This window comes from Aeromonas sp. FDAARGOS 1417 (assembly GCF_019046985.1).
Taxonomy (GTDB): Bacteria; Pseudomonadota; Gammaproteobacteria; order Enterobacterales; family Aeromonadaceae; genus Aeromonas; species Aeromonas veronii.
In genome coordinates, this window is sequence record NZ_CP077221.1 from 4101161 (window position 1) to 4126557 (window position 25397).

At 59.1% G+C, this 25397-nt stretch carries 30 protein-coding genes and 1 other annotated feature (1 of these 31 cut by a window edge); of the genes, 21 read left to right on the top strand and 9 right to left on the bottom strand.

The window, feature by feature from the left end; translation table 11 throughout:
* Positions 1–21: a sequence feature (Phe leader region), on the bottom strand (it extends 101 nt beyond the left edge of the window).
* Positions 22–191: 170 nt separating this feature from the next.
* The 17 genes from I6L47_RS19140 (at position 192) to I6L47_RS19220 (ending at position 13231) form a co-directional block, all read left to right on the top strand.
* Positions 192–803, top strand: coding sequence for an HAD family phosphatase (locus I6L47_RS19140; RefSeq protein WP_216948115.1), 612 nt, complete (start codon positions 192–194; stop codon positions 801–803).
* A gap of 18 nt (positions 804–821) precedes the next feature.
* A complete protein-coding gene (locus I6L47_RS19145; protein WP_005338699.1) occupies positions 822–1100 on the top strand; it encodes a DUF6482 family protein in 279 nt (92 codons plus the stop codon).
* Between the two features lie 79 nt (positions 1101–1179).
* Entirely contained in the window at positions 1180–2016 is an 837-nt protein-coding gene (locus I6L47_RS19150) for a hypothetical protein (protein ID WP_042080710.1), read from the top strand.
* Positions 2017–2122: 106 nt separating this feature from the next.
* Positions 2123–2695 (top strand): DUF3157 family protein, encoded by a 573-nt coding sequence (locus tag I6L47_RS19155; RefSeq protein ID WP_216948116.1) that lies wholly within the window; start codon positions 2123–2125, stop codon positions 2693–2695.
* A gap of 189 nt (positions 2696–2884) precedes the next feature.
* Positions 2885–3526: an autotransporter gene (locus I6L47_RS19160; protein ID WP_042080712.1), complete on the top strand. Its 642-nt coding sequence runs from the start codon at positions 2885–2887 to the stop codon at positions 3524–3526.
* 180 nt (positions 3527–3706) lie between these two features.
* On the top strand, positions 3707–4654 hold the full coding sequence (locus I6L47_RS19165) for a DUF523 and DUF1722 domain-containing protein (protein WP_005338692.1): 948 nt from the start codon (positions 3707–3709) through the stop codon (positions 4652–4654).
* 69 nt (positions 4655–4723) lie between these two features.
* A complete protein-coding gene (locus tag I6L47_RS19170) occupies positions 4724–5611 on the top strand; it encodes a MerR family transcriptional regulator (RefSeq protein WP_216948117.1) in 888 nt (295 codons plus the stop codon).
* Positions 5608–7029, top strand: a complete 1422-nt coding sequence (gene phrB, locus I6L47_RS19175) for a deoxyribodipyrimidine photo-lyase (RefSeq protein WP_216948118.1) — start codon at positions 5608–5610, stop codon at positions 7027–7029. The genes I6L47_RS19170 and phrB overlap by 4 nt, the downstream gene beginning before the upstream one ends.
* A 1-nt stretch (position 7030) precedes the next feature.
* On the top strand, positions 7031–7459 hold the full coding sequence (locus I6L47_RS19180) for a nuclear transport factor 2 family protein (RefSeq protein ID WP_201943172.1): 429 nt from the start codon (positions 7031–7033) through the stop codon (positions 7457–7459).
* On the top strand, positions 7456–8190 hold the full coding sequence (locus I6L47_RS19185) for an SDR family NAD(P)-dependent oxidoreductase (protein ID WP_216948119.1): 735 nt from the start codon (positions 7456–7458) through the stop codon (positions 8188–8190). The genes I6L47_RS19180 and I6L47_RS19185 overlap by 4 nt, the downstream gene beginning before the upstream one ends.
* Positions 8187–9446, top strand: coding sequence for an NAD(P)/FAD-dependent oxidoreductase (locus I6L47_RS19190; protein WP_216948120.1), 1260 nt, complete (start codon positions 8187–8189; stop codon positions 9444–9446). Before I6L47_RS19185 ends, I6L47_RS19190 begins: the two co-directional genes overlap by 4 nt.
* A complete protein-coding gene (locus tag I6L47_RS19195) occupies positions 9443–10225 on the top strand; it encodes a DUF1365 domain-containing protein (protein ID WP_216948121.1) in 783 nt (260 codons plus the stop codon). Before I6L47_RS19190 ends, I6L47_RS19195 begins: the two co-directional genes overlap by 4 nt.
* The gene (locus I6L47_RS19200) at positions 10225–11481 is read left to right on the top strand and encodes a cyclopropane-fatty-acyl-phospholipid synthase family protein (RefSeq protein ID WP_216948122.1); all 1257 of its coding nucleotides are present in this window, start codon (positions 10225–10227) and stop codon (positions 11479–11481) included. Before I6L47_RS19195 ends, I6L47_RS19200 begins: the two co-directional genes overlap by 1 nt.
* Before the next feature lie 2 nt (positions 11482–11483).
* The gene (locus I6L47_RS19205) at positions 11484–11960 is read left to right on the top strand and encodes a DUF2878 domain-containing protein (RefSeq protein ID WP_021230328.1); all 477 of its coding nucleotides are present in this window, start codon (positions 11484–11486) and stop codon (positions 11958–11960) included.
* Positions 11957–12178, top strand: coding sequence for a TIGR02450 family Trp-rich protein (locus tag I6L47_RS19210; RefSeq protein WP_005338671.1), 222 nt, complete (start codon positions 11957–11959; stop codon positions 12176–12178). Before I6L47_RS19205 ends, I6L47_RS19210 begins: the two co-directional genes overlap by 4 nt.
* Positions 12135–12677 carry a chalcone isomerase family protein gene (locus tag I6L47_RS19215; RefSeq protein ID WP_216948123.1) on the top strand — a complete coding sequence of 181 codons (543 nt, stop codon included), beginning with the start codon at positions 12135–12137 and terminating at the stop codon, positions 12675–12677. The genes I6L47_RS19210 and I6L47_RS19215 overlap by 44 nt, the downstream gene beginning before the upstream one ends.
* A gap of 14 nt (positions 12678–12691) precedes the next feature.
* Positions 12692–13231 (top strand): DUF3833 domain-containing protein, encoded by a 540-nt coding sequence (locus I6L47_RS19220; RefSeq protein WP_216948124.1) that lies wholly within the window; start codon positions 12692–12694, stop codon positions 13229–13231.
* Between the two features lie 73 nt (positions 13232–13304).
* Here I6L47_RS19220 and nqrM read toward each other — a convergent pair whose 3' ends face one another.
* The 9 genes from nqrM to I6L47_RS19265 form a co-directional block, all read right to left on the bottom strand.
* Positions 13305–13529 (bottom strand): (Na+)-NQR maturation NqrM, encoded by a 225-nt coding sequence (gene nqrM, locus I6L47_RS19225; protein ID WP_005338668.1) that lies wholly within the window; start codon positions 13527–13529, stop codon positions 13305–13307.
* Between the two features lie 9 nt (positions 13530–13538).
* Positions 13539–14576 (bottom strand): FAD:protein FMN transferase ApbE, encoded by a 1038-nt coding sequence (locus tag I6L47_RS19230; protein WP_005338666.1) that lies wholly within the window; start codon positions 14574–14576, stop codon positions 13539–13541.
* Between the two features lie 3 nt (positions 14577–14579).
* Positions 14580–15803, bottom strand: a complete 1224-nt coding sequence (nqrF, locus tag I6L47_RS19235; protein WP_005338656.1) for an NADH:ubiquinone reductase (Na(+)-transporting) subunit F — start codon at positions 15801–15803, stop codon at positions 14580–14582.
* 32 nt (positions 15804–15835) lie between these two features.
* A complete protein-coding gene (gene nqrE / locus I6L47_RS19240; protein WP_005338645.1) occupies positions 15836–16432 on the bottom strand; it encodes an NADH:ubiquinone reductase (Na(+)-transporting) subunit E in 597 nt (198 codons plus the stop codon).
* Between the two features lie 3 nt (positions 16433–16435).
* Entirely contained in the window at positions 16436–17068 is a 633-nt protein-coding gene (locus I6L47_RS19245) for an NADH:ubiquinone reductase (Na(+)-transporting) subunit D (RefSeq protein ID WP_005338644.1), read from the bottom strand.
* On the bottom strand, positions 17061–17849 hold the full coding sequence (locus I6L47_RS19250) for a Na(+)-translocating NADH-quinone reductase subunit C (protein ID WP_005338643.1): 789 nt from the start codon (positions 17847–17849) through the stop codon (positions 17061–17063). Before I6L47_RS19250 ends, I6L47_RS19245 begins: the two co-directional genes overlap by 8 nt.
* A complete protein-coding gene (locus I6L47_RS19255; RefSeq protein WP_005338642.1) occupies positions 17839–19068 on the bottom strand; it encodes an NADH:ubiquinone reductase (Na(+)-transporting) subunit B in 1230 nt (409 codons plus the stop codon). The genes I6L47_RS19250 and I6L47_RS19255 overlap by 11 nt, the downstream gene beginning before the upstream one ends.
* A gap of 3 nt (positions 19069–19071) precedes the next feature.
* Positions 19072–20415, bottom strand: a complete 1344-nt coding sequence (locus tag I6L47_RS19260; RefSeq protein WP_005349684.1) for a Na(+)-translocating NADH-quinone reductase subunit A — start codon at positions 20413–20415, stop codon at positions 19072–19074.
* Positions 20416–20849: 434 nt separating this feature from the next.
* Complete coding sequence (locus tag I6L47_RS19265; RefSeq protein WP_042053239.1) at positions 20850–21164, bottom strand: BolA family transcriptional regulator; 315 nt, start codon at positions 21162–21164, stop codon at positions 20850–20852.
* A gap of 204 nt (positions 21165–21368) precedes the next feature.
* Here I6L47_RS19265 and I6L47_RS19270 point away from each other — a divergent pair, with 204 nt between their 5' ends.
* The 4 genes from I6L47_RS19270 to I6L47_RS19285 all read left to right on the top strand — a co-directional run bounded on the left by I6L47_RS19270 (position 21369) and on the right by I6L47_RS19285 (position 25247).
* Positions 21369–22502, top strand: coding sequence for a methyltransferase (locus I6L47_RS19270; RefSeq protein WP_216948125.1), 1134 nt, complete (start codon positions 21369–21371; stop codon positions 22500–22502).
* 17 nt (positions 22503–22519) lie between these two features.
* Positions 22520–23104, top strand: coding sequence for a YajG family lipoprotein (locus tag I6L47_RS19275; protein ID WP_005349692.1), 585 nt, complete (start codon positions 22520–22522; stop codon positions 23102–23104).
* Between the two features lie 2 nt (positions 23105–23106).
* Positions 23107–23694, top strand: a complete 588-nt coding sequence (locus I6L47_RS19280) for a peptidylprolyl isomerase (RefSeq protein ID WP_216949389.1) — start codon at positions 23107–23109, stop codon at positions 23692–23694.
* A 173-nt stretch (positions 23695–23867) separates the two neighbouring features.
* Entirely contained in the window at positions 23868–25247 is a 1380-nt protein-coding gene (locus I6L47_RS19285; RefSeq protein ID WP_216948126.1) for an MFS transporter, read from the top strand.
* The last annotated feature ends 150 nt before the right edge of the window (positions 25248–25397 follow it).

Consider the following 25397-nt stretch of genomic DNA (forward strand, 5'->3'; position numbering starts at 1 on the left):
AAGAATGGTGCGTGCATAGGTGTGTCCTTGAAGTAACGTCATAACCATTAAGGGATTTGCCGGTCTGATGCAAGTAAAACTTGCCCGCGGGCGGGGATGGGGGCAGGGTATCCGGTTAAGAAAATGGCGTATGAATGATGTTCTATTGACTCTGTTTTTATGACTGACACCCAGTGGGGGAGGTAAAGACGATGGCGATTATTTTCGATCTGGGACGGGTGGTGGTGAGCTGGGATCCGGTAGGCATAGTGCATTCGGTGCGTGGTCCGCAAGGGGCCGAACAGTTGGCCGAGCAGCTCTTTAACCACCCGGATTGGCTGGAGGTAGACAGAGGCACCATGTCGCTCCACACCATGGCCCGGGAAGCGCAAGCGCGCACTGGCCTCTCGATGGCGGAGAATCTGGCCATTTTACAGGCCGTTCCGGCCTCCCTGCAGCCAGATCCCGCTATGCTAACCCTGATAGCCGAGCTGCACGGGGCGGGGCACACCCTGTATGCCCTCTCCAACATGGGTCATGCCAGCATCGACTGGTTGGAGCAGCATCAGGATTTCTGGCGCTTCTTCAGCGGCAAGGTGGTCTCGGCGCGGGTGCGGATGATGAAGCCGGAGCCGGATATCTACCGCTATCTGCTGGTGTCGTTCGATCTGAAACCGGCAGAGTGCATCTTCATCGATGACAGTCCCGCCAACATCGCGGCCGCCGAGGCCCTCGGTATCAGGGGGATCGTCTTTACCGACGCGGCGAGTTGCCGCCAGCAACTGGGTGAGCTGGGCTGTTTGCCCGCCACCGGCAAGGGGTGATGCCCCTCTAGGAGCACTATGGAGCATGGCCGGTTTCGCAATTGGCTCAGTCACTATCCCGAGGCGACCCTGATCATCGCCTGCAAGGATGGCAGCGGTTATCAGCTCTGTGTTGAGGCAGAAGGGGAGTGCCTCTGCCTGACCGACAGCGAGGGAGGGCGCCTGACCTTCACCTCGCTGGATCAGGCGCAGGGTTTCTTGCGAGCCCATCGGGTACACCAAGCAAGATTACGAATTTATGACGCCCAAAATGAAGATTTAGCAGCAGAATCACAGGAAATAATCATCAAGTTTTAATTTTAACCAGACTCTTTAAGGGTCTATTCAGTTTGTTTGCCGCACAATACTGCACCTGTTCATCATCCGGAGCTGTTTAATGGGTGCCAATGTAGTTGTACTGAATCAGGGATATGATCACTCTTTTCAAGCCAGGGAACAGCTGCTGATTGAGCGACTGGCAAGTTTTGACGAGCTGGTTGTCTCTTTTTCGGGACGGTTGGAATCCTGCTACAGCATCGAGCTGTGCCGCGCTGCCGGTGTGAAAATCCACGCAATTACCCTCGATAATCCGACCCGCAGTCGAAGCGAAGTGGCCCGAGCCCGCCGTTATTGCCAGCGTTATGGCATAGATCACTGGGTCATCAAGAGTGACGAGATCGTCTTTTGCGATCGCCTGCCAAATATTGAAGGGCTGATCGACCCGGTTCGCCGCATTGGTGAGTATGTGCAGACTCGTCCGGAATGGACTCATCTGCCGTTGCTGGTTCCGGCAGCGGTGGAAGAGCGTGATGATTATCTTGCCCAGTTCGGGTCTCTGCCTGCCAACTCAATCTGGTTTTTTGCCGACAACGGATTGATGCGCCGCGATTATCGTTACGGCTTCAACAAGCGTCAGCTCGGTCGTTGGGGCAAGGGGAGCAACGGTTGCCTCAGCAATCGCTTCACCAATCCACGGCAGCTTGAGCAGCGTTATCTGCGAATGGTGGATCAAGCCGAGCAGATGCTGGCCGACATGGGGCTGGACGAGGCACAGGTCTTTTTCCATACCCTGTGCGACTGCTCCACCACCCTGGCCCGGGTGCGTCTGCCCGAGCATCAGCGTGCGCAGGCCTTTGATATGCAATCGGATATTTTGTCCGCCCTCAAGGGGAGCAAGTTCGATCTGGTGACCCTGGATATGGCACAGAAAGAGCGGCACGATCTCGCCATCTAGCCTGCGGGCAAGCGATGCTGGTGCCAGAACGTGAGTGCCGTCATAGGCAAGGGGCGACGGGACTGTTTATACTGTCGCCCTTTCACCCGTTACCGAGCTTCGCCCAATGAAACCCTTCTCCCGTCTGCTGATTGCCCTGTGCCTCTCCCCCGTACTGGCGCAGGCTGCCCCTCTTTCTCAGGTGACGCTGCCCGATGGTCGGCAGGTTCAGCTCAACGACGACTTCACCTGGGAGTATCTGGTGGTCAAACCGGCCGAGCCCGTACAGGGCGTGGCTGCTGATGGGAAGGCTGGGGCCGTGGTGGCCGTCGCTGCTCCGGTGCTGACCGATCAGGCCAAGGCCAATCCGGAACTGCTTGCCCAGATGGCGCGTGACGGTGTGGTGGTCAAGCTGGACAAGATCGCGGGATCTGACCCGCTGGTGCTGACCTTTATGGTGAGCAATACCGGCACCCGCAATGTAGTCGGGGTGCGTGGCATGGTGACCCTGTTCAGTGCTGACGGGGTGCAGCTGAGCCGTCAGGAGGCCCGCTTCTGGGTTGCCGAGAACCGCCTGCCGGAAACCTATCTGCGCAAGGGGCAAGCCCGTCCGTCACTGGCACTCGAGATCCCCCGTCCTGCCGGATTGACCGGTCAGCCGCTGGTGCGGGTTGAAATTGACGAGGTGGTCTTCCGCTGATTTGGCGTTGTTCCGGCCCATGCAAACCGTGTGGGCCGGCAACTTGTTGCCGCTGACACCCCCTGCAATATCTGCTTACATCTGACATGGTTCTGCAACAGCTTGCAGCTCGGCAAGCCGGGAACCTGATCGCACAATGACTCCATACCAGCTCGCTAGCAACGGGCCCAATCACATGGAGTTATCATCATGAAAAAAGCAACTGTCTCTCTTCTGGTTCTGGCCGGGTTTGCCTCTACTTCCGTCATGGCGCAGGATGCCTTCAGCTACGCCAAGGGTTCCGCCACCTGGGCGCACACCAAATCCGACTATCTCAGCGGTACCTTCAGCAATGACAGCAAAGGAACCCGTGATTTTGGCGGTCTGAGCCTGGATCTCTCCAAGAGCTTCGGCTCCAATTTCTATGGTCGCGGCAGCACTGAATACACCTCTCGCAGCAACGGCAACGACAGCATGTCGATCTCCAGCATTGGTGTCGGTGTCTTTACCCCGCTCAGCACAGGTCTGAACCTCTACGGTGAAACCGGTGTGACCGGCTACATGCTGGAGCGTGAACTTGCCAGCGATATCGCTAACAAAGGGTGGGATGCTGTTGCTCGCAAAGATAGCGGCAGCATGTACGGTGAAGTGGGTCTGCGCTACGACATCGGCAATGTCGAGCTCTCCACGGCCTACCGCTACGCCAACATGACCGACGATATGCACGACTTCAAGGTGGGCGGTGCCTACAAGCTCAACCAGAACTGGGCGCTGACTGCCGATTACACCTATCGCAACTGGGATCTGCAAAAAGGTTCCATCTCCAGCCTGGGTGTGAAGTACAGCTTCTAATCCCCCTTCCCGTAGTCCGTAGTGTCTTGATTTTTACCCATGGCGTTTGCCATGGGTTTTTTCTTTTTCCGGTGATCCCTTTTTTCTCCTTGTGTCGTATCAGTCGCAAATAGTTATACAACTTTCATTTTTTTGTATAACTGCTATAACTGAATCAATGCTTATACAAGGAGCGTCATCATGTACAAGATTAAAGTCGGTATCAGTGCCTGCCTGCTGGGACAAGAGGTACGTTTCGATGGGGGCCACAAGCGCTCCAGCTTCTGCGAACGGGATCTTGGCGCTCACTTTGACTATCACCCCGTCTGCCCCGAGATGGCCATTGGTCTAGGGGCGCCTCGCGCCGCCATCCGGCTGGTCAAGCGCAACGGCGAGATCCGTGCCGAGGCGAGCAACGGTAGCTTCGATGTCACCGAAAAGCTGATTGCCTTTAGCGAGCAGAAAGCACGCCAGCTCGACTTTATCTCCGGCTATATCCTCTGTGCCAAATCACCCAGCTGCGGTATGGAGCGGGTCAAGGTCTATGGCGCCAACAACGAGGGGAGCGCCAAGGAGGGGATCGGCCTCTTTGCCAAGGCGTTGATGGAGGCCAACCCCCTGCTTCCGGTGGAAGAGGATGGCCGCCTGTGCGACCCCATCCTGCGCGAGAACTTCGTGCTGCGGGTCTTTGCCTACCACGACTGGCAGCAGCTCTGCGCCCGCGGCATCACCGCCTCTGCGCTGATCCGCTTCCACTCCCGTTACAAGTATCTGGTGCTCTCCCATGCCACCACCCACTACCGCATCCTCGGCAAGCTGCTCGGCAATCTGGGCAAGTCCACCAATTTGCAGGAGGTGGCCGACAACTACATCAAGGGATTGATGACCGCGCTGACCCTGCGGGCCAACCGTCGCAGCCACACCAATGTGCTGATGCACCTGCAGGGCTACTTCAAGCGGGTGCTGACCCCGGCCCAGAAGCAGGAGCTTGCCGATACCATCGACAAGTACCGCACCGGCATCTTCCCCTTGCTGGTGCCGCTCACCCTGATCCGTCACTACCTGCGCGAGTACCCCAACCCCTATCTCGCCGAGCAGGTTTATCTCAATCCGCACCCCGATACGCTGAAATTGCGTTACGGGCTCTGAATCCGTTCTGTTGCCCCGGCGCAGGCCTCGCGCTGAGGCACTTCACCCTTCTGTTTGATGGACGTTGTCATGTCTGATTTATCGCAAGAAGTTGCTCCTCTCGCTGATGAGGGGATCTACCCCATTCGCGAGGTCTCCCGTCTCACCGGCGTCAACGCCGTGACCCTGCGTGCCTGGCAGCGCCGCTACGGTCTGGTGCAACCGGCCCGCACCGAAAAGGGCCACCGCCTCTACAGCGAGCAGGATATCCTCCAAATCGGCGAGATCCTGAGCTGGTTGGAGCGGGGAGTGAATATCGGGCAGGTGAAGGGGCTCTTGAGTGAACCCCATTCCGAGCCGGTGAGCGATCACTGGCAGCAGACCCTGGAGCAGTTCACTCAGGCACTGCTCGCCTTCAACCAGCGCAAGGCGGAGGCTGAGCTTAACGATCTGCTGGCGAGCTACCCGTTCGAGCTGGTGCGCAGCCGGGTACTGCAACCGCTGGTGGAGCGGCTACTGGGGCTGTGGCGCGAGCGGCCCGATGGCGAGCTGCTGCAACAGGTGTGGCTGGGCTGGCTCCATACCCGCTTCGCCCGCCACCTGATCGAGCAGGAGAAGGGCGTGCCGATCACGCTGGCGAGCTGGGGACAGGTTGGCCCCCTCGATCTGGTGTGGGCCGCCTACGAGCTGATCGGTCAGGGCTATGAGGTGCAACTGCTGGGGGCGGTCGAGCCGCGCCATGCCAGCCTGCTGGAGGGGCGTGCCGTTACCCCCTGGCTGGTGCTGCTGGGTGCCGGGCTCGGCAAGCAGGAGCTGGCCGCCGGGTGGCCCGCAGGTACGCGCCTGTTTGGCGAGCTGGGGCGCCTCTACGACGATGAGTGGCTTAAAGCCCATGGCTGGCAGGCGAGCCTTGCCGAGCTGATGGCGGATGCCCCAGATGCTGCTGGCACCAGCGGACGCGGGAGGAAAAAGTCATGAAACTGGTCTGGTTTCGCAACGATCTGCGCCTTGCCGACAACCCTGCGCTGCGGCATGCCTGCGCCGGTGATGAGCCGGTGGCCGCGCTCTTTATCATCTCTCCTACCCAGTGGCGGCAGCACAAAATGGCCCCCATCCGTCAGCGCTTTATGTTGGCGCAGGTAGATGAATTGGGCCGCGAGCTGGCGGCCCTTGGCATCCCGCTCCATCTGCTGCGAGTGGAGACTTTTGCCGAGGCGCCCGCTGCGCTGGCAGACCTCTGCCGCGAGTTGGAGGTGACCCAGCTCTATGCCAATCAGGCTATCGAGATCGATGAGCAGCGTCGCGACCATGCCGTCAGCGCCGCGCTGGCAGAGCTGGCGGTGAGCTGTCACTGGTTCAACGGCTGTTGCGTATTGCCGCCGGGGCGGGTGCTGACCGGCTCGGGTGAGATGTTCAAGGTGTTCACCCCCTTCAGCCGAGCCTGGCTCAAGGCACTCGATGAGGAGGGGTTTGTCATTCATCGGGCGCCGACACCGCGTGGCGAGTCGTTGCCGTGGCAGCCGCTGGCCGAACGTGCGTGGGTTGATGAAGCTCTCGGCGAGCTGACGGTTGATCCGCGTTGGCCAGTGGGGGAGGCGGAAGCTCTGCGTCGTTTGAACATTTTTCTGGAGCAGGCAGTGCTCGACTATGGCGAGACCCGGGATTTTCCTGCCATCGCTGGCACGTCCGTGCTCTCCCCCTATCTGGCGGCGGGCATCATCAGCCCCCGTCAGTGCGTGGCGGCGCTCCAGCAGCGGCTTGGCTATCGGCCCCAGTCCAAGGCCCAGCCCGGCTTTGTCTGGCTCAATGAGCTCATTTGGCGTGAGTTCTATCGCCACCTGCTGGTGCTGATCCCGACCCTCTCCATGAATCGCCCCTTCAAACCAGAGACGGCAGCCTTGCCGTGGAGCTGGGACCCGGATGCCTTCGCCGCCTGGTGCGAGGGCCGTACCGGCTACCCCATCGTCGATGCGGCGATGCGCTGCCTCAACACCACCGGTTGGATGCACAACCGGTTGCGGATGATCGTGGCGAGCTTTCTCACCAAGGATCTCCATATCCACTGGCGGCTCGGGGAGGATTACTTCATGAGTAGGCTCATCGATGGAGATCTGGCGGCCAACAACGGCGGCTGGCAGTGGGCGGCGGGCACCGGCGCCGACGCGGCGCCCTATTTTCGGGTATTCAACCCCACCACTCAGGGGCAACGATTTGATCCACAAGGGGAGTTTATCCGTACCTGGGTAACTGAACTTGCCGATATTCCCGCCGCTTATGTGCATCAGCCCCACGACTGGCTGCGACTCAAGGGGCGACAGGATTATCCGGCACCCATGGTGGATCACGCCGTTGCCCGGGTGAGAGCCATCGAGATGTTTCGCTCTCTGGAGAAATAGGATGAACGAGCCGCTGGCCCGCTTTATTGGCCTCTATCAGCAACTGGACAAACAGCAGTTGCACCGCTTGCCCGAGGTCTATGCCGAACAGGTGGTCTTTACCGATCCGGCTCACCGCATTGAGGGGCTGGCGGCCCTTGGCGACTATTTTACCGCCCTCTATCAGCGCCTCGCCTACTGCCGTTTCGTCATCACCAGTCAGCAGCAACAAGGGCGGCAGGCCTGGCTCGGCTGGACCATGACCTTCTCTCACCCCAGATTGCGTGGTGGTGAGCCGGTGACGGTGGAGGGGGCCACCCGCCTCGAATTCGACGAGGCGGGCAAGGTGTGCCAGCACCGGGACTATTTTGACCTGGGCGCCATGCTCTACGAGCAGTTGCCGCTGCTCGGGCCCGTGGTGCGCACTATCAAGATGAGGCTTGGCGCATGAGCGGCCGGGTGCTTATTACAGGCGCGACTTCCGGCATCGGTCGCCAGTTGGCGCTGGATTACCGGCGGGCAGGCTGGCAGGTGTGGGGCTGTGGCCGCGATGGTGAACGGCTGCAGGCGCTGGGGCTGCACGGCGTCACGCCGCTGCAGTTCGATGCCCGGGATCTGGCCGCAATGAGCGGGGTGGCTGCTACGCTGCCATTCCTCGATCTGCTGATCCTCAACGCAGGCAACTGCGAGTACATGGATGTCGGCGATGGGTTTGACAGCGAGCTGTTTGCCCGAGTCATCGACACCAATCTGACCGCTACCGGCCATGCGCTGGCCGCCTTCTTGCCGCTGCTGGGGGCGGGATCACGGCTTGCCATCGTCAGCTCGTCTGTGAGCTGGCTGCCGCTGCCGCGAGCCGAGGCCTATGGTGCCTCCAAGGCGGCCCTCGACTATCTAGCGGATACCTTGCGCCTCGATTTGGCCCGCAAAGGGATCGGGGTGACCCTGATCCGCCCCGGCTTTGTCCAGACGCCGCTCACCGCTAAAAATGATTTTCCCATGCCCTGTCTGGTGACGGTGGAGCAGGCCTCCCGTGCCATCATGGACGGGCTGACCGCTGGTCGTCACCAGATCCACTTTCCCCGCCGTTTCATCTGGTTGCTGCGCCTGCTTGGTGCGCTGCCGGTGGTGCTCTGGCTGCGCCTTGGCCGCGCACTCGTATCGAAAGGAAGCCATTCATGAAGAAAAAGATCGCCATCGTCGGTTCAGGGATCTCGGGGCTCACCGCCGGTTTTCTGCTCCACAAACTCCATGACATAACCCTGTTTGAGGCGGCGCCGACCCTGGGTGGCCATACTGCGACCGTCGATGTGAATCAGGCTGGCCGCAGCTATGCCATCGACACCGGTTTTATCGTCTTCAATGATCGCACCTACCCCCACTTCTTGAAGTTGCTGGCACGGATCGGCATGGCGCGGCAACCGGCCGAGATGAGCTTCTCGGTGAAGAGCCCGGAGGGGCTGGAGTATAACGGCCACAACCTCGACACCCTGTTTGCCCAGCGCAGCAATCTGTTGAGCCCCCGTTTCTACGGCTTTGTCGCCGAGATTTTGCGGTTCAACCGGGAGGCACGGGCCTGGCTGGCGGATGGTCAACATCAGGGTGCTGGCCCCGAGCTGACCTTGGGGGATTTTTTGCTGGCGGGGGAGTTTAGCGACTACTTCGCCCGCCACTACATCTTGCCGATGGGAGCGGCGATCTGGTCATCGACCCTAGCCGATATGCGCGCCTTCCCCCTTGGCTTCTTCCTGCGCTTTTTTGCCAACCATGGCCTGCTGGATGTGGCCAATCGCCCCCAGTGGTACGTGATCCCGGGTGGCTCGCGGGAATATATCGGCCCCCTTACCGCGGGTTGGCAGTCGCAGATCCGCCTCGCCTGTCCGGTGCAGAGCGTACGGCGGGACGCGGACGGTGTGGTGATCCAGAGTAGTTACGGTGAGGAGCGGTTTGACGAGGTGATCTTCGCCTGCCACAGCGATCAGGCGCTGGCGCTGCTGGTGGATCCCGGCGAGCGGGAGCAGGCCATCCTCGGCGACATGCCCTATCAGGCCAACGATGTCTGGCTCCATACCGATGCGCGCTGCCTGCCTACCCGTCGCAAGGCATGGGCCAGCTGGAACTATCAACTCGATGGCGACGACGAGGCACGGCCGCTGGTGAGCTACAACATGAACATCCTGCAGGGGGTGAACTCGCCGGAGCCCTTCTGCGTCAGCCTCAACCCCAAGGGCAAGGTGGATGAGAGCAAGGTGCTGCGCCGCTTCGTCTACCACCATCCGGTGTTCAATCAGGCCTCTATTGCCGCCCAGCAGCGGCGCGCGGAGATCTGCGGCCAGCAGCACACCCACTTCTGCGGCGCCTACTGGTACAACGGCTTCCACGAGGATGGGGTGCGCAGCGCGCTGGATGTCGCCAGGCGCTTCGGAGCCGAGCTATGAACGGCGCCACCGTGGCCACCGAACATGAGCGTACAGACGAACTGGCTGGCGTCACCAGCGCCATCTGGCAGGGCTCTGTGCGCCACCGTCGTTTCGCACCGCGGCCCCACGCCTTCTCCTACAGCCTCTTTATGCTGGGACTGGATCTCGACGAGCTGCCGCAGCTCGATCAGGGACGCTGGTTCGGTGTGGAGCGCTCGGGGCTGCTCTCGTTTCACCGCCATGACTATCTCAAGGGGAGTGAGGGGAGCCTCAAGCAGGCGGTGTGGCAGAAGGTGAGCGAACTGGGTGGCGATGCCGAGCCCGAGGGGCGGGTACTGCTGCTCGGCAACGTGCGCTGTCTGGGCTTCTACTTCAGCCCGGTCAACTTCTACTTCTGCTACCGGCAGGGCGAGGCGCGCTATCTGCTGGCTGAGGTGTCGAACACTCCCTGGAACGAGCGTCACTACTACCTGCTGGATCTGGCGGCGCTGGCGCCCCATGACAAGGATTTTCACGTATCCCCCTTTATGGGGCTCGCGATGCGTTATCACTGGCGGATCAGGCCGCCCGCACGGGAGACACTGATCCACATCGAGAGTCATCCCGTATCCGGTGAAGCCAAGCTGTTTGACGCAACCCTGGCGCTCACTCGCGAACCCTTTTCGCGCAAGGGGCTGGTGGCCCTGCTGGCCCGCTGGCCCTGGATGACCATGAAGGTGCTGCTCGGGATCTACTGGCAGGCCCTGCGTCTATTTATCAAACGAACCCCGATTTTTACCCATCCGGAGAGCCGCTAATGGAACTTGCTCAATCAACCCTCTCTGCCTCTTTCATCGACAAGGGGGCAAGACAACTGCTGCTCAATCTGCTGGGTCGCCTCGAACATGGCCAACTGCTGCTGCGGGATGGCGGTGAGCGCCACAGTTTTGGCGTCGCGGGCACCGATCTGCATGCCGAACTGGTGGTGCAGGATCCGGCCTTCTATCGTCGCCTGCTGCTGGGGGGCAGTATTGCCGCCGGAGAAACCTGGGTGGAGGGGCTCTGGACCAGCCCGGATCCGGTGGCATTGGTGCGGTTGCTGGCCCGCAACCTGACCCTGCTCGACTCCCTCGAGCGGCGCTTAGGCTGGCTCAGTTTCCCCTTCAACAAGGTGCGCCACTGGCTTAATCGCAATACCCTGACCGGCTCGCGTTCCAACATCGCCGCCCACTACGATCTCGGCAATACCCTCTATCAGGGTTTTCTCGACAGCCATATGCAGTACTCGAGCGCCATCTATCCGAACGCCGAGGCCACTCTGGAAGAGGGACAGCAGGCCAAGCTGCGCACCATCTGCGAGCGGCTGGCGCTGGGGCCTGACGATCATCTGCTGGAGATCGGCACCGGCTGGGGTGGCCTCGCCGTCTATGCCGCCCGCCACTATGGCTGCCGGGTGACGACCACTACCATCTCCCGGGCCCAGCATGATTATGCCAAGGAGTGGATTGCGCGGGAGGGGCTGGGGGATCGTATCACCTTGCTGCTGGAGGATTACCGCAAGCTGGAGGGCACCTATGACAAGCTGGTCTCCATCGAGATGATCGAGGCGGTGGGGCACGCCTTCCTGCCCGACTATTTCCGCCAGCTCTCGCGGCTGCTCAAACCCGGTGGCAGTCTGCTCATTCAGGCTATCACCATCGCCGATCAGCGCCACGCCCAGTATCTGCGCGGGGTCGATTTTATCCAGCGCTACATCTTCCCCGGTGGCTGCCTGCCCAGCGTCTCCCAGATGGCGGGGTTGCTGGCGCGGGAGACTGACATGCAGCTGGTGCGGTTGCACGATCACGGTCATCACTATGCCCGCACCCTGGCTCACTGGTGCGAGCGGTTTCTGGCGCTGGCTCCCGAGCTGCCCAAGCTCGGTTACAGCCAGGATTTCATCCGGCTGTGGCACTTCTACTTTGCCTATTGCGAGGGGGGATTCTGGGAGCGCACCATCAGTCTGGTGCAACTGGAGGCTGCCAAGCCCGGGCCTGCAGGCTGGTCGGGTGATGTGCCAGTAAGCGGTCACTGACCATGTGGCAGTGGGCTCACCTGCTGGGGTTCAACCTCTACTGGTTGCTGGCGGTGAAGTGGCAGCAGCCGGGCCCGCTGCTGGCAATGTTGCTGCTGCACTTTCTCTTCTCACCAAGCCGCCAGCGTGACTGGCGGCTGCTTCCCATCGCGGTCGCCGGCTGTCTGCTGGATGTCCTGCTCTGGCAGCTCGGCTTGTTCCGTTTCCCGTCCGGTTTTCCCCTCTGGCTGGTGCTGCTCTGGCTCGGTTTTGCCCTGACGCTGGCCCACGGTATGCGCTGGCTGCTGCGCTTGCCTCGCTGGCAGCAGGCGCTGTTTGGCGTATTTGGCGGTGCCTCCTCCTATGTGGCGGGGGCCGCCATGGGGGCAGTAAACTTACCCTGGGGCATCTGGATCAGCACGGCGCTGCTGGCAGTGATCTGGATGTGGTGGTTACCCGTACTCCTGTGGGTAATGGTCAAGCTGGAGGGTGAGTCATGACAAACACCTTTTCGACCGACTCGTTGCTTTTTTCCAAATGGACCAAAGAGAGCCAGCATGAGCTGACAGATCGCTTCTATCTGGTGGTTGCCTGCCAGCGGGATGCGCAGGGGCAGCTGGTGCAGGTGGTGATGCAGGATATCAACACCCTGCAGGAACAGGAGATGGACTGGCATGAACTGGAAGACCCCAACCACTGGCATATGGGGTGGAATTAACCCGCTACTGCTGGCGTTTGCGCTCTTGGCTGCAACCGCAGTGCAGGCTTCTGCCGCTCCCTGGCAGCAGTTGCGCCCGGTCGGGCAGGGGGAGATGAACTGGCTCTGGTTCAAGCTCTACGATGCCACCCTCTATAGTGCGAGCGGGCGCTATCAGCCCGGTCACTATCCGCAGGCCCTGACCCTCACCTATGCCAGAGCCATCGAGCGGGAAGATCTGCTGAGCGCCACTGCCGCCGAGTGGCAGCGACTCGGTCTTGGCTCCGACGCCGAACGTCAGCGCTGGCTCGGCCAGCTCGCTGCACTCTGGCCCGATGTGCAGGCAGGCGACAAGCTCACCTTCTATGTCGACAAGGGCGGGGCAGGCCACTTCTGGTGGCAGGAGAAGTCCCTCGGGACTCTGGCCGATCCGCAATTCTCGGCCGCTTTTCTCGCCATTTGGCTGGCTGACAACAGCCGCGATCCCACCCTGACCCGCCGCCTGCGTGGCCAACCCTGAACATGGAGTTTCCAATGTTTTTCTATCGTGCATACCGCTGGTTGCTGTTGCTCCCCTTTTTGCTGCTGAGTGGCTGTGGTGCCAGTCTCGATGACTATCGGGGGCAGGGGCCAAACTGGGATCTCGCCCGTTTTTTCAATGGCAAACTGGTGGCTCACGGCCTGGTGACCGACCGCAGCGGCGAAGTGACCAGTCGCTTTCGGGTCGAGATGGTGGGTCGTTGGAAAGATGGCAAGGGAGAGCTGTTCGAGCAGTTCTACTTTGACGATGGCCGCCAGCAGACCCGTACCTGGTATCTGAGCAAGGGCGAAGATGGTCACTGGCGCGGTACTGCTTCCGATGTGGTGGGGGAGGCGGTGGGTAAAAGCGAAGGGTTCGCCCTCAACTGGCGTTATCAGCTCGATCTGGCGCTACCGGATGGCGAGGTTGTGCGGGTTAGCTTCGATGACTGGATGTACCTGCTGGACGAAGAACGGCTGATCAATCGTGCCGAGATCAGCAAGTTCGGTATCCATCTGGGTGAGGTGATCCTCTATATCGAACGTCAGCCCTGACCGTTAATGCAAGATAACGGCCAGTAAAAAGCGCGCCGATTGCGCGCTTTTGTTTACCGAAAAACCAGAGTCATCAGATGATGCGGTTCTCTTCCAGCATCTTGCGACGGGCCTCTTCCTTGGCCATCTTCTTCTTGCGGTTGTCACAGGGTTCCGGGCAATCGCACTCTTTCTCGATGCCGACACTACCCAGACCGCCACAGGAGCCGGAGATGGTCTTCTTCTGGAAGATGTAACCGATAGCCATGGCGGCTATCACCAGCATGAATACCCCGAAGGTGATCAGAAAAATCTGCATCTCTACCTCTTACTTCTTGACCAGATAGGGCTTGAAGGCATCGGAGTAAGCCTCTTCAAAGCCGTTGTCCGTCTTGGTGATCACGAAGATCGCCAGGCCGCGCTCGTTGGCATAGGCCAGGCTTTTCTCGGTCCCCATCACCATAAACACGGTGGCCAACCCGTCTGCGGTCATGCAGGAGGGGTGGATCACGGTGACCGACACCAGACGGTGCTGGATCGGCTTGCCGCTGCGCGGATCTATGGTGTGGGAGAAGCGCTGACCATCCAGTTCATAGTAGTTGCGGTAATCGCCGGAGGTGGCCACCCCGTTGTCACCGGGCACGATCACCTCTTGCACCGTGCCGGTGCCTGCGGTGGGCTTCTCGATGGCCACGCGCCAGGGGTGACCCTTGCCGTTGACGCCATTGATCCGCAGCTCGCCGCCAATCTCCACCAGATAGTTGCGCGCACCCAGTGACTCCAGATACTCGGCTACCTTGTCCACACCAAAGCCCTTGGCGATGGCGGAGAGATCGACGTAGAGGTCCGGAATATCTTTTTGCAGGGTATCGGCATCCACCGAGGTGATGACGTGCAGGTTGCCCAGACCGGTCTTCTGGCGAGTCTGGGTGATCAGCTCGTCGGAGGGGACCTTGGTCGGCTTCTTGTCCGGGCCAAAGCCCCACAGATTGACCAAGGGGCCAACGGTGACGTCCAGCGCCCCCTGGCTCTCACGGCCAATGTGAATGGCCTCTGTGACGACCCGTGCAGTATCGCGGGAGACCACTACCGGTTTGTTGTCACGGCTCTGGTTGAAGCGCGACAGTTCGGAATCGGGGCGATAGGTCGACATCTGGTCGTTGACCCGCTCCAGCAACACATCCACCTCAGCTTGAAGCTTGGCCGGATCGCTGATGGCGCTGTCCGCCACCTTGATGGAGTAGTAAGTGCCCATGGTGCTGCCGGTGATGTGGATCTCCGGCTTGGATTGGACCGTCTCCTGACCGCACCCAGTCAAGAAAAAGGCTAGCCCGAAGGCTAGCCAGGTCTTTACAACACTGTGCATGGATTAACCACCAAAGTCATCCAACAGGATGTTTTCGTCTTCAACGCCCAAGTCTTTGAGCATGTTGATGACGGCAGCGTTCATCACCGGAGGTCCACACATGTAGAACTCGCAATCTTCCGGTGCTTCGTGGTTCTTGAGATAGTTCTCGTAGAGCACGTTGTGGATGAAGCCGGTGTAGCCGTCCCAGTTGTCTTCCGGTTGCGGATCAGACAGGGCGACGTTCCAGGTGAAGTTCTCGTTCTCGGCGGCGAGCATGTCAAAGTCTTCGACATAGAACATTTCGCGCTTGGAACGGGCACCGTACCAGAAGCTCATCTTGCGCTTGGACTTCAGGCGACGCAGCTGGTCAAAGATATGGGAACGCATTGGCGCCATACCTGCACCACCACCGATGAATACCATTTCGGCATCGGTGTCTTTGGCGAAGAACTCACCGAATGGACCGGAGATAGTCACCTTGTCGCCAGCCTTCAGGCTGAAGATGTAGGAGGACATCTGTCCCGGAGGGGCAGTCCAGTTGCTGGGTGGCGGGGTCGCGATACGCACGTTCAGCATGATGATGCCGAACTCTTCCGGATAGTTGGCCATGGAGTAGGCCCGGATGATTGGCTCATCGACCTTGGACTCCAGCTCAAAAATCTTGAAGCGATCCCAGTCCCCGCGATACTCCTCGGGAATATCGAAGTTCTTGTAGTGCACGTGGTGAGCCGGGGCTTCAATCTGGATATAACCACCGGCGCGGAACGGTACGCTCTCGCCGTCGGGGATCTGCAGCTTGAGCTCCTTGATGAAGGTGGCCTTGTTATCGTTGGAGATAACAGTACATTCCCACTTCTTCACCCCGAAGATCTCTTCCGGCAGTTCGATATCCATGTCGGAGCGAACAGTAACCTGACAGGCCAGACGCTCGCCATGACGGGCTTCGCCCTTGCTGATGTGATCCAGTTCGGTCGGCAGAATGTCGCCGCCACCGGATTTCACCCGTACCTTGCACTGGCCGCAGGAGCCACCGCCGCCACAGGCGGAGGAGACGAAGATACCGCTGCCAGCCAGCACGCCGAGCAGCTTGCCACCGGCCGGGCTGGTCACAGCCTTGGCCGGGTCACCATTGATGCTGATTGTCACGTCGCCCGCGGTCACCAGCTTGGACTTGGCGAACAGAATGACTGCCACCAGTGCCAGCAGGATCACGGTAAACATGACCACACCCAAAATAATTTCCATCTATCGTTCCTTTCTGATTGCAGGAAAGCCGATTACAGGGAGATACCAGAGAAGGACATGAAGCCCAGCGCCATCAGACCGGCGGTGATGAAGGTGATGCCCAGACCGCGCAGGCCTTCCGGAACATCGGAGTACTTCATCTTCTCGCGGATACCTGCCAGCGCAACGATCGCCAGCATCCAGCCTGCCCCTGAACCCACACCGTAGACCACAGACTCCATGAAGTTGTAGTCACGCTGCACCATGAAGGAGACGCCACCGAAGATGGCGCAGTTCACGGTGATGAGCGGCAGGAAGATACCCAGCGCGTTGTAGAGTGCCGGGAAGTACTTGTCCAGCGCCATCTCCAGGATCTGTACCAGTGCTGCAATCACACCGATGAAGGTGATGAAGCTCAGGAAGCTCAGATCCAGACCGGATACCAGAGCGCCATCTTTAAGCACGTAGTTGTAGATCAGGTTGTTGGCAGGAACCGCGATGGTCTGCACCACAATAACGGCAATACCCAGACCCATGGAGGTCTTTACCTTCTTGGACACCGCCAAGAAGGTACACATCCCCAGGAAGAAGGAGAGTGCCAGGTTTTCGATGAAGATCGATTTAATCAACAGACTCAGATAGTGTTCCATACCTTAATCCTTCGCCTCCACCTGCTTGGGATCCTTGGTGCGTACGCCCCAAATGATCAGACCAATGATGAAGAATGCACTCGGCGGCAGCAGCAGCAGGCCGTTGGGCACATACCAGCCACCGTTGTTCACCAGCGGCAGCAGCTCGATGCCGAACCAGGTGCCGGAGCCCAGCAGTTCACGCACGGTCGCGACACTCAGCAGAATGGCGCCATAGCCCAGACCGTTGCCGATACCATCCAGGAAGGAGGGCAGCGGGGCACTCTTCATGGCGTACGCTTCGGCGCGGCCCATTACGATACAGTTGGTGATGATCAGACCCACGAAGACCGACAGTTGCTTAGAGATGTCATAGGCGTAGGCCTTGAGCACCTGGTCAACCACGATAACCAGTGAGGCGATGATCGCCATCTGTACGATGATCCGGACGCTGTTCGGGATCTGGTTGCGGATCAGGGAGATGAACAGGTTTGAGAAGGCGGTGACCGCCATGACCGCGAGGGTCATTACAAACGCAGTTTTCATCTGGCTGGTAACCGCCAGTGCAGAACAGACACCCAGCACCTGCAAGGCGATGGGGTTGTTGCCCAGCACAGGCGTCAACAGCAACTTCTTCATTTCGCTCTTGTCAGCCATTGTTGATTTCTCCTGCACGAACCTTGGCCAGGAAAGGACCGAAGCCCTTGGGACCCATCCAGAAGTCGAAGGTATGCTGTACGCCGTTACCGGTCAGGGTGGCACCGGAGAGACCATCGATCTCGTGCTCGGAGCCCGCCGGAGCATGGCCTTTGATGACGCGCAGCGCCGGCATGCCATTCTGGTCGAACAGTTTCTTGTCCTTGAACAGCGCCTGCCAGGCCGGGTTTTCGATCTCGCCACCCAGACCCGGTGTTTCACCGTGGTCATAGTAGGTGATGCCCTTGATGGTCTGGCCATCAGCGGCAACGGCGACGAAGGCATACATGGTCGACCACAGACCCTGACCGTAGATGGGTAGGATGATGCTGTCGATCTTGCCTTCGGCATCCTTGGCGAAGAATACCGGGATCTGCTTGGAGATCTGACGCAGGCTGGCCTTGTCGTCAGCTGCGGCAAGACGGATGCTGCGGGCCGGATCTTTGGCTGCCTGCTTGGTGTCGAAGTTGTCGGCATCGCCGTCAACAAAGTCACCGGTCGCCAGATCCACCAGACGCGCTTCGATCTTCTCGCCATACAGTTTGGCCAAGTCGCGCTTGGCCACTTCGCTCACATCCACACCGGCTACGGCGAGAATGTTGCTCTGCTTGTCCAGCGCCTTGTTTTCCTGCTGGGTAGAACGCAGGCCCACAGCGGCAACGGATACCACGATGGAACAGGCCAGACAGAGGCCGGTGACCACGCTGACGGTGCCGAGGGTTGAATCTTTATTAAACGCCACGAGCAATCCTCCGCTTGATGTTTGCCTGAGCGACGAAGTGGTCAAACAGGGGAGCAAACAGGTTCGCAAACAGAATGGCCAGCATCATGCCTTCCGGGAACGCAGGGTTGACCACGCGAACCAGCACGACCATTACGCCGATCAGGGCGCCATACCACCACTTGCCTTTGTTGGTAAAGGCTGCGGAGACAGGGTCGGTCGCCATGAAGGCCATACCGAAGGCGAAGCCACCCAGTACCAGATGCCAGTGCCACGGCATGTTGAACATGGGGTTGGTATCGGAACCGATGACGTTGAACAGCAGGGAGGTGGCGATCATACCGATCATCACGCCGGCGATGATGCGCCAGGAGGCGATGCGCATGTAGACGATCATGGCGGCACCCAGCAAGATCATCAGGGTAGAGACTTCACCGATGGAACCCGGCAGGTTACCCAGGAAAGCGTCCATCCAGCTGATAGCCTGGCCGGTTGCACCGTTGATCAGCGCCATCTGGCCGCCTTGGGCCCACTGGCTCAGGGCAGTCGCGCCGGAGAAGCCGTCAACGGCAACCCATACGGCGTCACCGGAGATCTGGCCCGGGTAGGCGAAGAACAGGAACGCACGACCAGCCAGCGCCGGGTTCAGGAAGTTCTTGCCGGTACCACCGAACACCTCTTTGGCCATCACCACACCGAAGGTGATACCCAGCGCAGCTTGCCACAGTGGCAGCTCGGGCGGCACGATCAGGGCAAACAGGATTGAGGTTACGAAGAAGCCTTCGTTGATCTCGTGTTTGCGCACCATGGCGAACAGCACTTCCCAGAAACCACCGACAAAGAAGACGGTGATGTAGATCGGGAAGAAGTGGGTGGCGCCAATCAGCATCTTGCTGCCGATACCGGCAACAGCCGGATCGAGGGAGGCGCCCAGCATGGTAGCCAGGGCATATTGCCAGCTGCTGGCACCAGCAGCCGAGCCCATGTGGGCAATGGCGGCAATCGCCTGGTTACCAACGTTGTACATGCCCCAGAACATGGCCGGGAACACGGCCAGCCACACCATGATCATCATGCGCTTCAGATCGAGCGCATCACGAACGTGGGAGGCGTTGCGGGTAACGCTACCCGGGGTGTAGAACAGGGTGTACGCCGCTTCGAACAGGGCATAGTACTTGGCGTACTTTCCACCCGGTTCGAAGTGGTGTTCCATATTTTCAAGAAGTTGCTTGAAACTCATCGCTTAACCTTCCAGTTCAATCTTGGTCAGGCACTCACGCAAGATCGGGCCGTACTCTGTCTTGCCAGGGCAGACAAAGGTACAGAGCGCCAAATCTTCCTCGTCCAGCTCCAGGCAGCCCAGTGCTTGCGCACCGTCGGTATCGCCGGAGACCATGTCCCGCAGCAGCAGGGTCGGCAGGATGTCGAGTGGCATCACCCGCTCATAGTTACCAATAGGCACCATGGAACGGTCACTACCGTTGGTAGTGGTGGTGAAGTTGATCAGCTTGCCCTTCATCAGATGAGAGAGGGTGGTACGGGTGATAGAGAACTTGTTGGCGCTGGGGTTGATCCAGCCCAGGAACTCTTTCTCGCGACCTTCACCCAGCACGCAAACCTGATTGTGGTAGCGGCCCAGGTAGTCGTGAACACCTTCGGCTTTGGCACCACTCAGGATAGAACCGGAGATGATACGGTTTTCGTCGGCACGCAGCTCATTATTGGTGAGCTGGCTGATGCAGGCGCCCAGACGGGTACGCAGCAGACGCGGCTTGAGCACGTTCGGGCCAGCCAGTGCGATCACCTTGTCAGTGAAGATCTGACCGGTGGTGAACAGCTTGCCGAATGCGATCACATCCTGATAGTTGATGTGCCACTGCACCTTGGTGCTGCTGACCGGATCCAGGAAGTGGATATGGGTACCCGGAAGACCGGCAGGGTGCGGACCAACGAAGATCTCTTCCTTGACCTGAGCCAGCGGAGAGTGGGGCAGACTGCCTTCGCCTTTACAGACGTAGACGGCGCCGTCGGTCAGGCGGGTCAATACGGCCAGACCATCGAGGAAGGCCTGCGGCTGTTCCTTGATAATCAGCTCGGCATCGGCTGCCAGCGGGTTGGTGTCCATTGCAGTCACAAAGATGGCGCGCGGGGCAGACGCTACCGCGGGGACTTTGCTGAACGGACGGGTACGCAACGCAGTCCACTGACCTGATGCGACCAGGATCTCTTGCACCTTGCTGCGCTCGAGCTTGGCCAGCTCGGCAGAGGCAAAATGCTCAAACGTCACCTGTTCATCGGAACCGTCGAGGTCGATGACCACAGACTGGAGAACACGTTTGGCACCACGGTTGATCTCTGAAACCACACCGGTGGCAGGAGCTGTGAATTTAACGCCCGGATTCTTCTTGTCTTCAAAAAGATCCTGACCTTTGATGACGCGATCACCTACTTTGACGAACATAGTAGGTCGCATCCCCACAAACTCCTCGCCCAGTGTCGCAACACGGGTGATGGCGGGGCCATCGTAGATTACTTGCTCTGGCGCACCCAGCACGGGGATGTCCAGTCCTCTTTTGATTGTAATCATACTTACTTGCACTACCGTTACGGGAGAGGTTGGTTAGCGCCGAGAAATACATCACGACGGGTGGTTGAATGAGTCGATGTTGTGGTTGTGCCAGGTGGGCAGGCTCAACAATTATTCAACATGCAGGCTCACTCAAAAGCGCTTGAGTTTACCACTTAAGGTGCATTTTCTGCCATGCCAAATGGGCAAAATCCCCGTGCCATCACAAAATTAACCTGCAATGAATAAGCCCCCGACACCTTGTAAGTAGTGGTTTTAAAGGTTTTTTTATTTCGATACCTCGATGGGGGTATTTGCCGTTGTCTCCACTATCAGCAAAAAGCCTTAATGCCGAAATATACCCCCTTGGATGTAGCCTTTTCGGGGCCAATGGGGGAAATATGTTTAATTTTTGTTGGCAGGTTATCGAGGGAAATCCTGTGGTACAACCGGTTTCAGGAGAGTGACGGTTTGCCAACGCAACTCGGGGTGCGCGGGGCGTGGCCTTTTTCCTGCCACTCGGTCTCTGTGTAGGTATGCAGTGCCAGTGCATGAACGGCACCGGCCAGCTCGTCGGCCAGCACCGAATTGACCTGACGATGACGGGCCAGCAGCCGCTGCCCTGCAAATTGCTCGCTGACGATCACCACCTTGAAGTGGCTCTCAGATCCCGGTTCCACACGGTGCATGTGGCTCTCGTTGATCACCTCCAGCACGGTGGGGGAGAGGGCGGCGGTCAGCTTGGCTTCAATCAGTTGTTGGATGGTCATCGGATCGGCTTCCAGAGTGAATGTCGGGCCATTCTATCGGCAGTCGCGGGATGGAATAAGCCCCCGTAAGGGGGAAATCACCCGTCAGTTGCCCCCTTGATGCGCATCGAACTGGTGAAATTCCTGCTCCTCGCTAGAATAGCGCCACTTTGCGTCGCCCCTGGCGCCTGTATACACGAATCAAGCCGAGGTTGGACTCTTCCTATGCAAACCCTTCTCGACACTCCCCATTGCCAGCTCACGCTCTACCGCTATCCGCGCCAGAGTCAGGAGACCCTGCAAGCCTGGGATGCGGCTGACGAATACCTGATCAATACCCTGGCGGAGTCTCCCCTCGAGCAGGCGGGCCCCGTCATCATCATGAATGATGGTTTTGGCGCGCTGGCCGCCTATCTGCATCCGCACTCCCCCTGCTGCGTCACCGACTCTTACATCAGTGAGCGGGCGACCCTGGCCAATCTGGCCGAAAACGGACTGGATGCAGGCGGTATCCGCTTGCAGGATGCGCTGGCGCCGCTGCCCGATGCCCCTGCGCTGGTGGTGATCAAGGTCTCCAAATATCAGGCACTGCTGGAGCAGCAACTGCTGGCATTGCGTGCGGTGGTGACACCGGCAACCCGCGTTATCGCTGCCGGCAAGGCGAAGGATATTCATACCTCCACCCTCAAGTTGTTTGAGAAGTATCTGGGGCCTACCCGTACCTCGCTGGCCTGGAAGAAGGCGCGCCTCATTCACTGCGAGCCGCAGGCAGAACGTCCCGCGCTGGCCAACCCCTTCCCGACTGTCTGGCCGCTGGAGGGGAGTGGCATGCTCATCCACAACCATGCCAACGTCTTCTCGCGCACCAGTCTCGATATCGGAGCCCGCTTTATGCTGGACAACCTGCCCATCCACAGTGCCCGCAAGGTGATCGATCTGGGCTGTGGCAACGGGGTGCTGGGTCTGTCGCTGCTCGCCAAAGACAGCGAGGTGGAGGTGACCTTTATCGATGAATCCTATATGGCAGTCGCCTCGGCACAGCTCAACGTCGAGCACAATCTGCCCGATGCACTGCCGCGCGCCCGCTTTATGGTCAATAACTGTCTCGACGGGGTGGCGGTCGGCTCGGCGGATCGGATCCTCTGCAACCCTCCTTTCCATCAGCTACAGGCGATCACCGATCATATCGCCTGGCAGATGTTCAGTGATGCGCATCGGGTGTTGCCTCAGGGGGGGGAACTCTGGATAGTAGGCAACCGTCATTTGGACTATCACAACAAACTCAAGCGCTTGTTTGCCAACGCACAAGTCGTTGCGTCGAACAGCAAATTCGTTATTTTGAAAGCCATCAAACGCTAAAGCCAAAGGAAACCATGATGAAAAAGTCACTCTTGCTGCTGGCCGCCCTGATGCTGGGCGGGTGTGCCACTCATTGGCCGGAGACGGCGCTGCTCAATCCGCAGGTGATCCCCGCCAACCAGCAATACTACTCTGGCAATCGCATCACCATGGAAGGGGTAGACAAGCGTGAAGCTGCTTATGTCTTCTCTATCAAACATAAAGAGAAAGCGCCCGTGCTGGTCAACAGCGAACGTCCGCTCAACCTGCTGATGGCCGAGCGGCTGGCCGAAGGGCTGCGTAGCCAGGGTCTGGAAGTGGGTAACAGTGGCACCACCAACCTGACGCTGGTGATCTCCAACGCCGCAGTCAATGTGGAAGAGAAGACCTTTACCTATGTCACCAAATCCCGCGTCAGCCTGCAGGTGATCGCCGATTTCCAGGGCAACCGTCTGACCAAGCAGTTCAACATGTCTTCCAGCAAGGAGAGCCCGAGCGAGCCAAGCATGGCCGATCTGGAGTCTACACTGAACCTGCAATTGGGTAGCGTGCTGCAGCAGATCATGGCGGATGATGCGCTGCGCGGTTACCTGAAAGGTCAACCGAACGGTGCAGGGGTCTGATGATGAAAAAACTCTGGTTGCTGGCCATGCTGATCGCCCCGCTGGCGTTCGCAGGCCCGAAAGTCAGAATGGAGACCAACCACGGCAATATCGTGGTGGAGCTGGCGTCCAAGCAGGCGCCCCAGACGGCGAAGAACTTCCTGCGCTACGTGGCTGATGGCAGCTATGACGGCAGCATCTTCCACCGGGTGATCCAGGATTTCGTGGTGCAGGGTGGGGGCTACAACCAGCAGTTCCAGCAGTTGCCGACTTATGAGCCTGTGGTCAACGAGTCGCGTGGCGGTCTGCCCAACAAGCGTGGCTCCATCGCTATGGCTCGCACCCAGGCGGTCGACAGCGCTACTCGCCAGTTCTACTTCAATCTGGTCGACAACAATAACCTCAACGCCGGTGGCTCTGCGGGTTATACCGTGTTCGGTCAGGTGGTTCAGGGGATGGAGGTGCTGGACAAGCTTGCTCAGGTACAGACCGGTTACAGCCCCATTCTGCGTGCCAACGATGTGCCGACCAGTCCCATCATTCTGAAGAAGGTGGTCTTGCTGGCAGAAACTCCGGCAGACAAGAAAGTCGACAAGAAAGCGGGCAAGTAACTCTCGCCGGACGCGGTTCGTCACCTCGCCCTCGTCAGGCCACAATACAAGGCTCATTCCGTTCGGGATGGGCCTTTTCTCTATCAGGGCCTCTTTTGCCTATCTCTTTGCTCACCTTGGCTATCTGCCATCAACCTGCCAAAATGACGCACTTTTCCAAAGTCGTCAGGTAGTTGAACATGATCCGCAAACCAAGCTGGAGAGAGTCCCTCGCCGTTTATCTCGAATTTCGGGTGTTTATTCTCTTTGCCATGGGTTTTTCATCGGGTCTGCCGTTGCTACTGGTGTTCGGTACCCTCTCATTCTGGTTGCGCGAGGCCGATGTCAGCCTGACCGATATCGGCTATATGAGCTGGGTGGCGCTTGCCTATGGCTTTAAATGGTTGTGGTCGCCGCTGGTGGATCGCATGCCTCTGCCGTTGCTTTCCACGCTGCTGGGGCGTCGCCGTAGCTGGATGTTCTTCTCCCAGCTGTTGATTGCCGCCGCGCTGGTCGGCATGGCGTTCTGCGATCCCAAGACCGAGCTGGCCCAGCTGGCGATGTTTGCCCTGCTGGTGGCCTTTGCCTCGGCCACGCAGGATATCGTCATCGATGCCTATCGCATCGAATCCGCCCCCGAGCGGCTGCAGGCGGCGATGGCTGCCTCCTACATGACTGGCTACCGACTGGCGATGATCATGGCGGGCGCAGGAGCGCTGGCGCTGGCAGCCTGGTTTGGCAGCAACAGCGGCTATGACTATCGTGGCTGGCAGATTACCTATCTGGTGATGGCGGGTCTGATGTCACTCGGGGTTATCACCACGCTGTTTTGCCACGAGCCGGATATCGATCTGGCCGAGCAGGGCAAACAACAGGCCGAACGCAAGGCGCAGCTCCTGGAAAAAGGGTGGCCTGCGCTGTTGGCGAGTGCGGGGGCCTGGGGCTATGAGGCGGTCTGGTGTCCGTTTGCCGACTTCTTTCGTCGCTATGGCAGCTCGGCGCTGCTGATCCTGGCTCTGATCGCCTGCTATCGGGTTGCCGATGTGGTGATGGGGGTGATGTCCAACAGCTTCTATGTGGATATGCAGTTCAGCAAAACTGAGGTTGCCACCATTACCAAAGTGTTTGGTGTCATCATGACGCTAGTGGGGGCGGCGCTGGGGGGCGTGCTGGTGATGCGCTTCGGTACGCTGCGCATCCTGTTCTTGGGGGCGCTGCTCACTGCCAGCACCAACCTGCTGTTTGCCCTGCTCAACCAGGTTGGTCACAACCTGGAACTGCTGACGCTGATCATCTCGCTGGATAACCTCAGTGCCGGTATCGCTACTGCGGCCTTCGTGACCTATCTCTCCAGCCTGACCAATGTGGCATTTTCGGCCACTCAGTACGCCCTGTTCAGCTCGGTAATGTTGCTTCTACCCAAGTTGCTGGCCGGTTTTTCCGGGCAGGTTGTGGAGCATATTGGCTACAGTGCCTTCTTTGTCGGAACCAGTTTATTGGGCTTGCCCGTGTTGTTGTTGATTGTGCTTGTCGCCAGAAAAGGGAGTGAGTTGCTCTCAACGGCTGACAAATAGCAAGCGTTTGCGTAGAATCGGGGGTGATTAGATTCACACTTCCGGATAAAGTTCCCGAGAAGTTGTTTCACCCCCAATTTTATTTGATTAGAATCCCTCTCGCTCCTTGTGGGCAGGCTACGGAAAACCTCAACTAACGCACAAGAGACC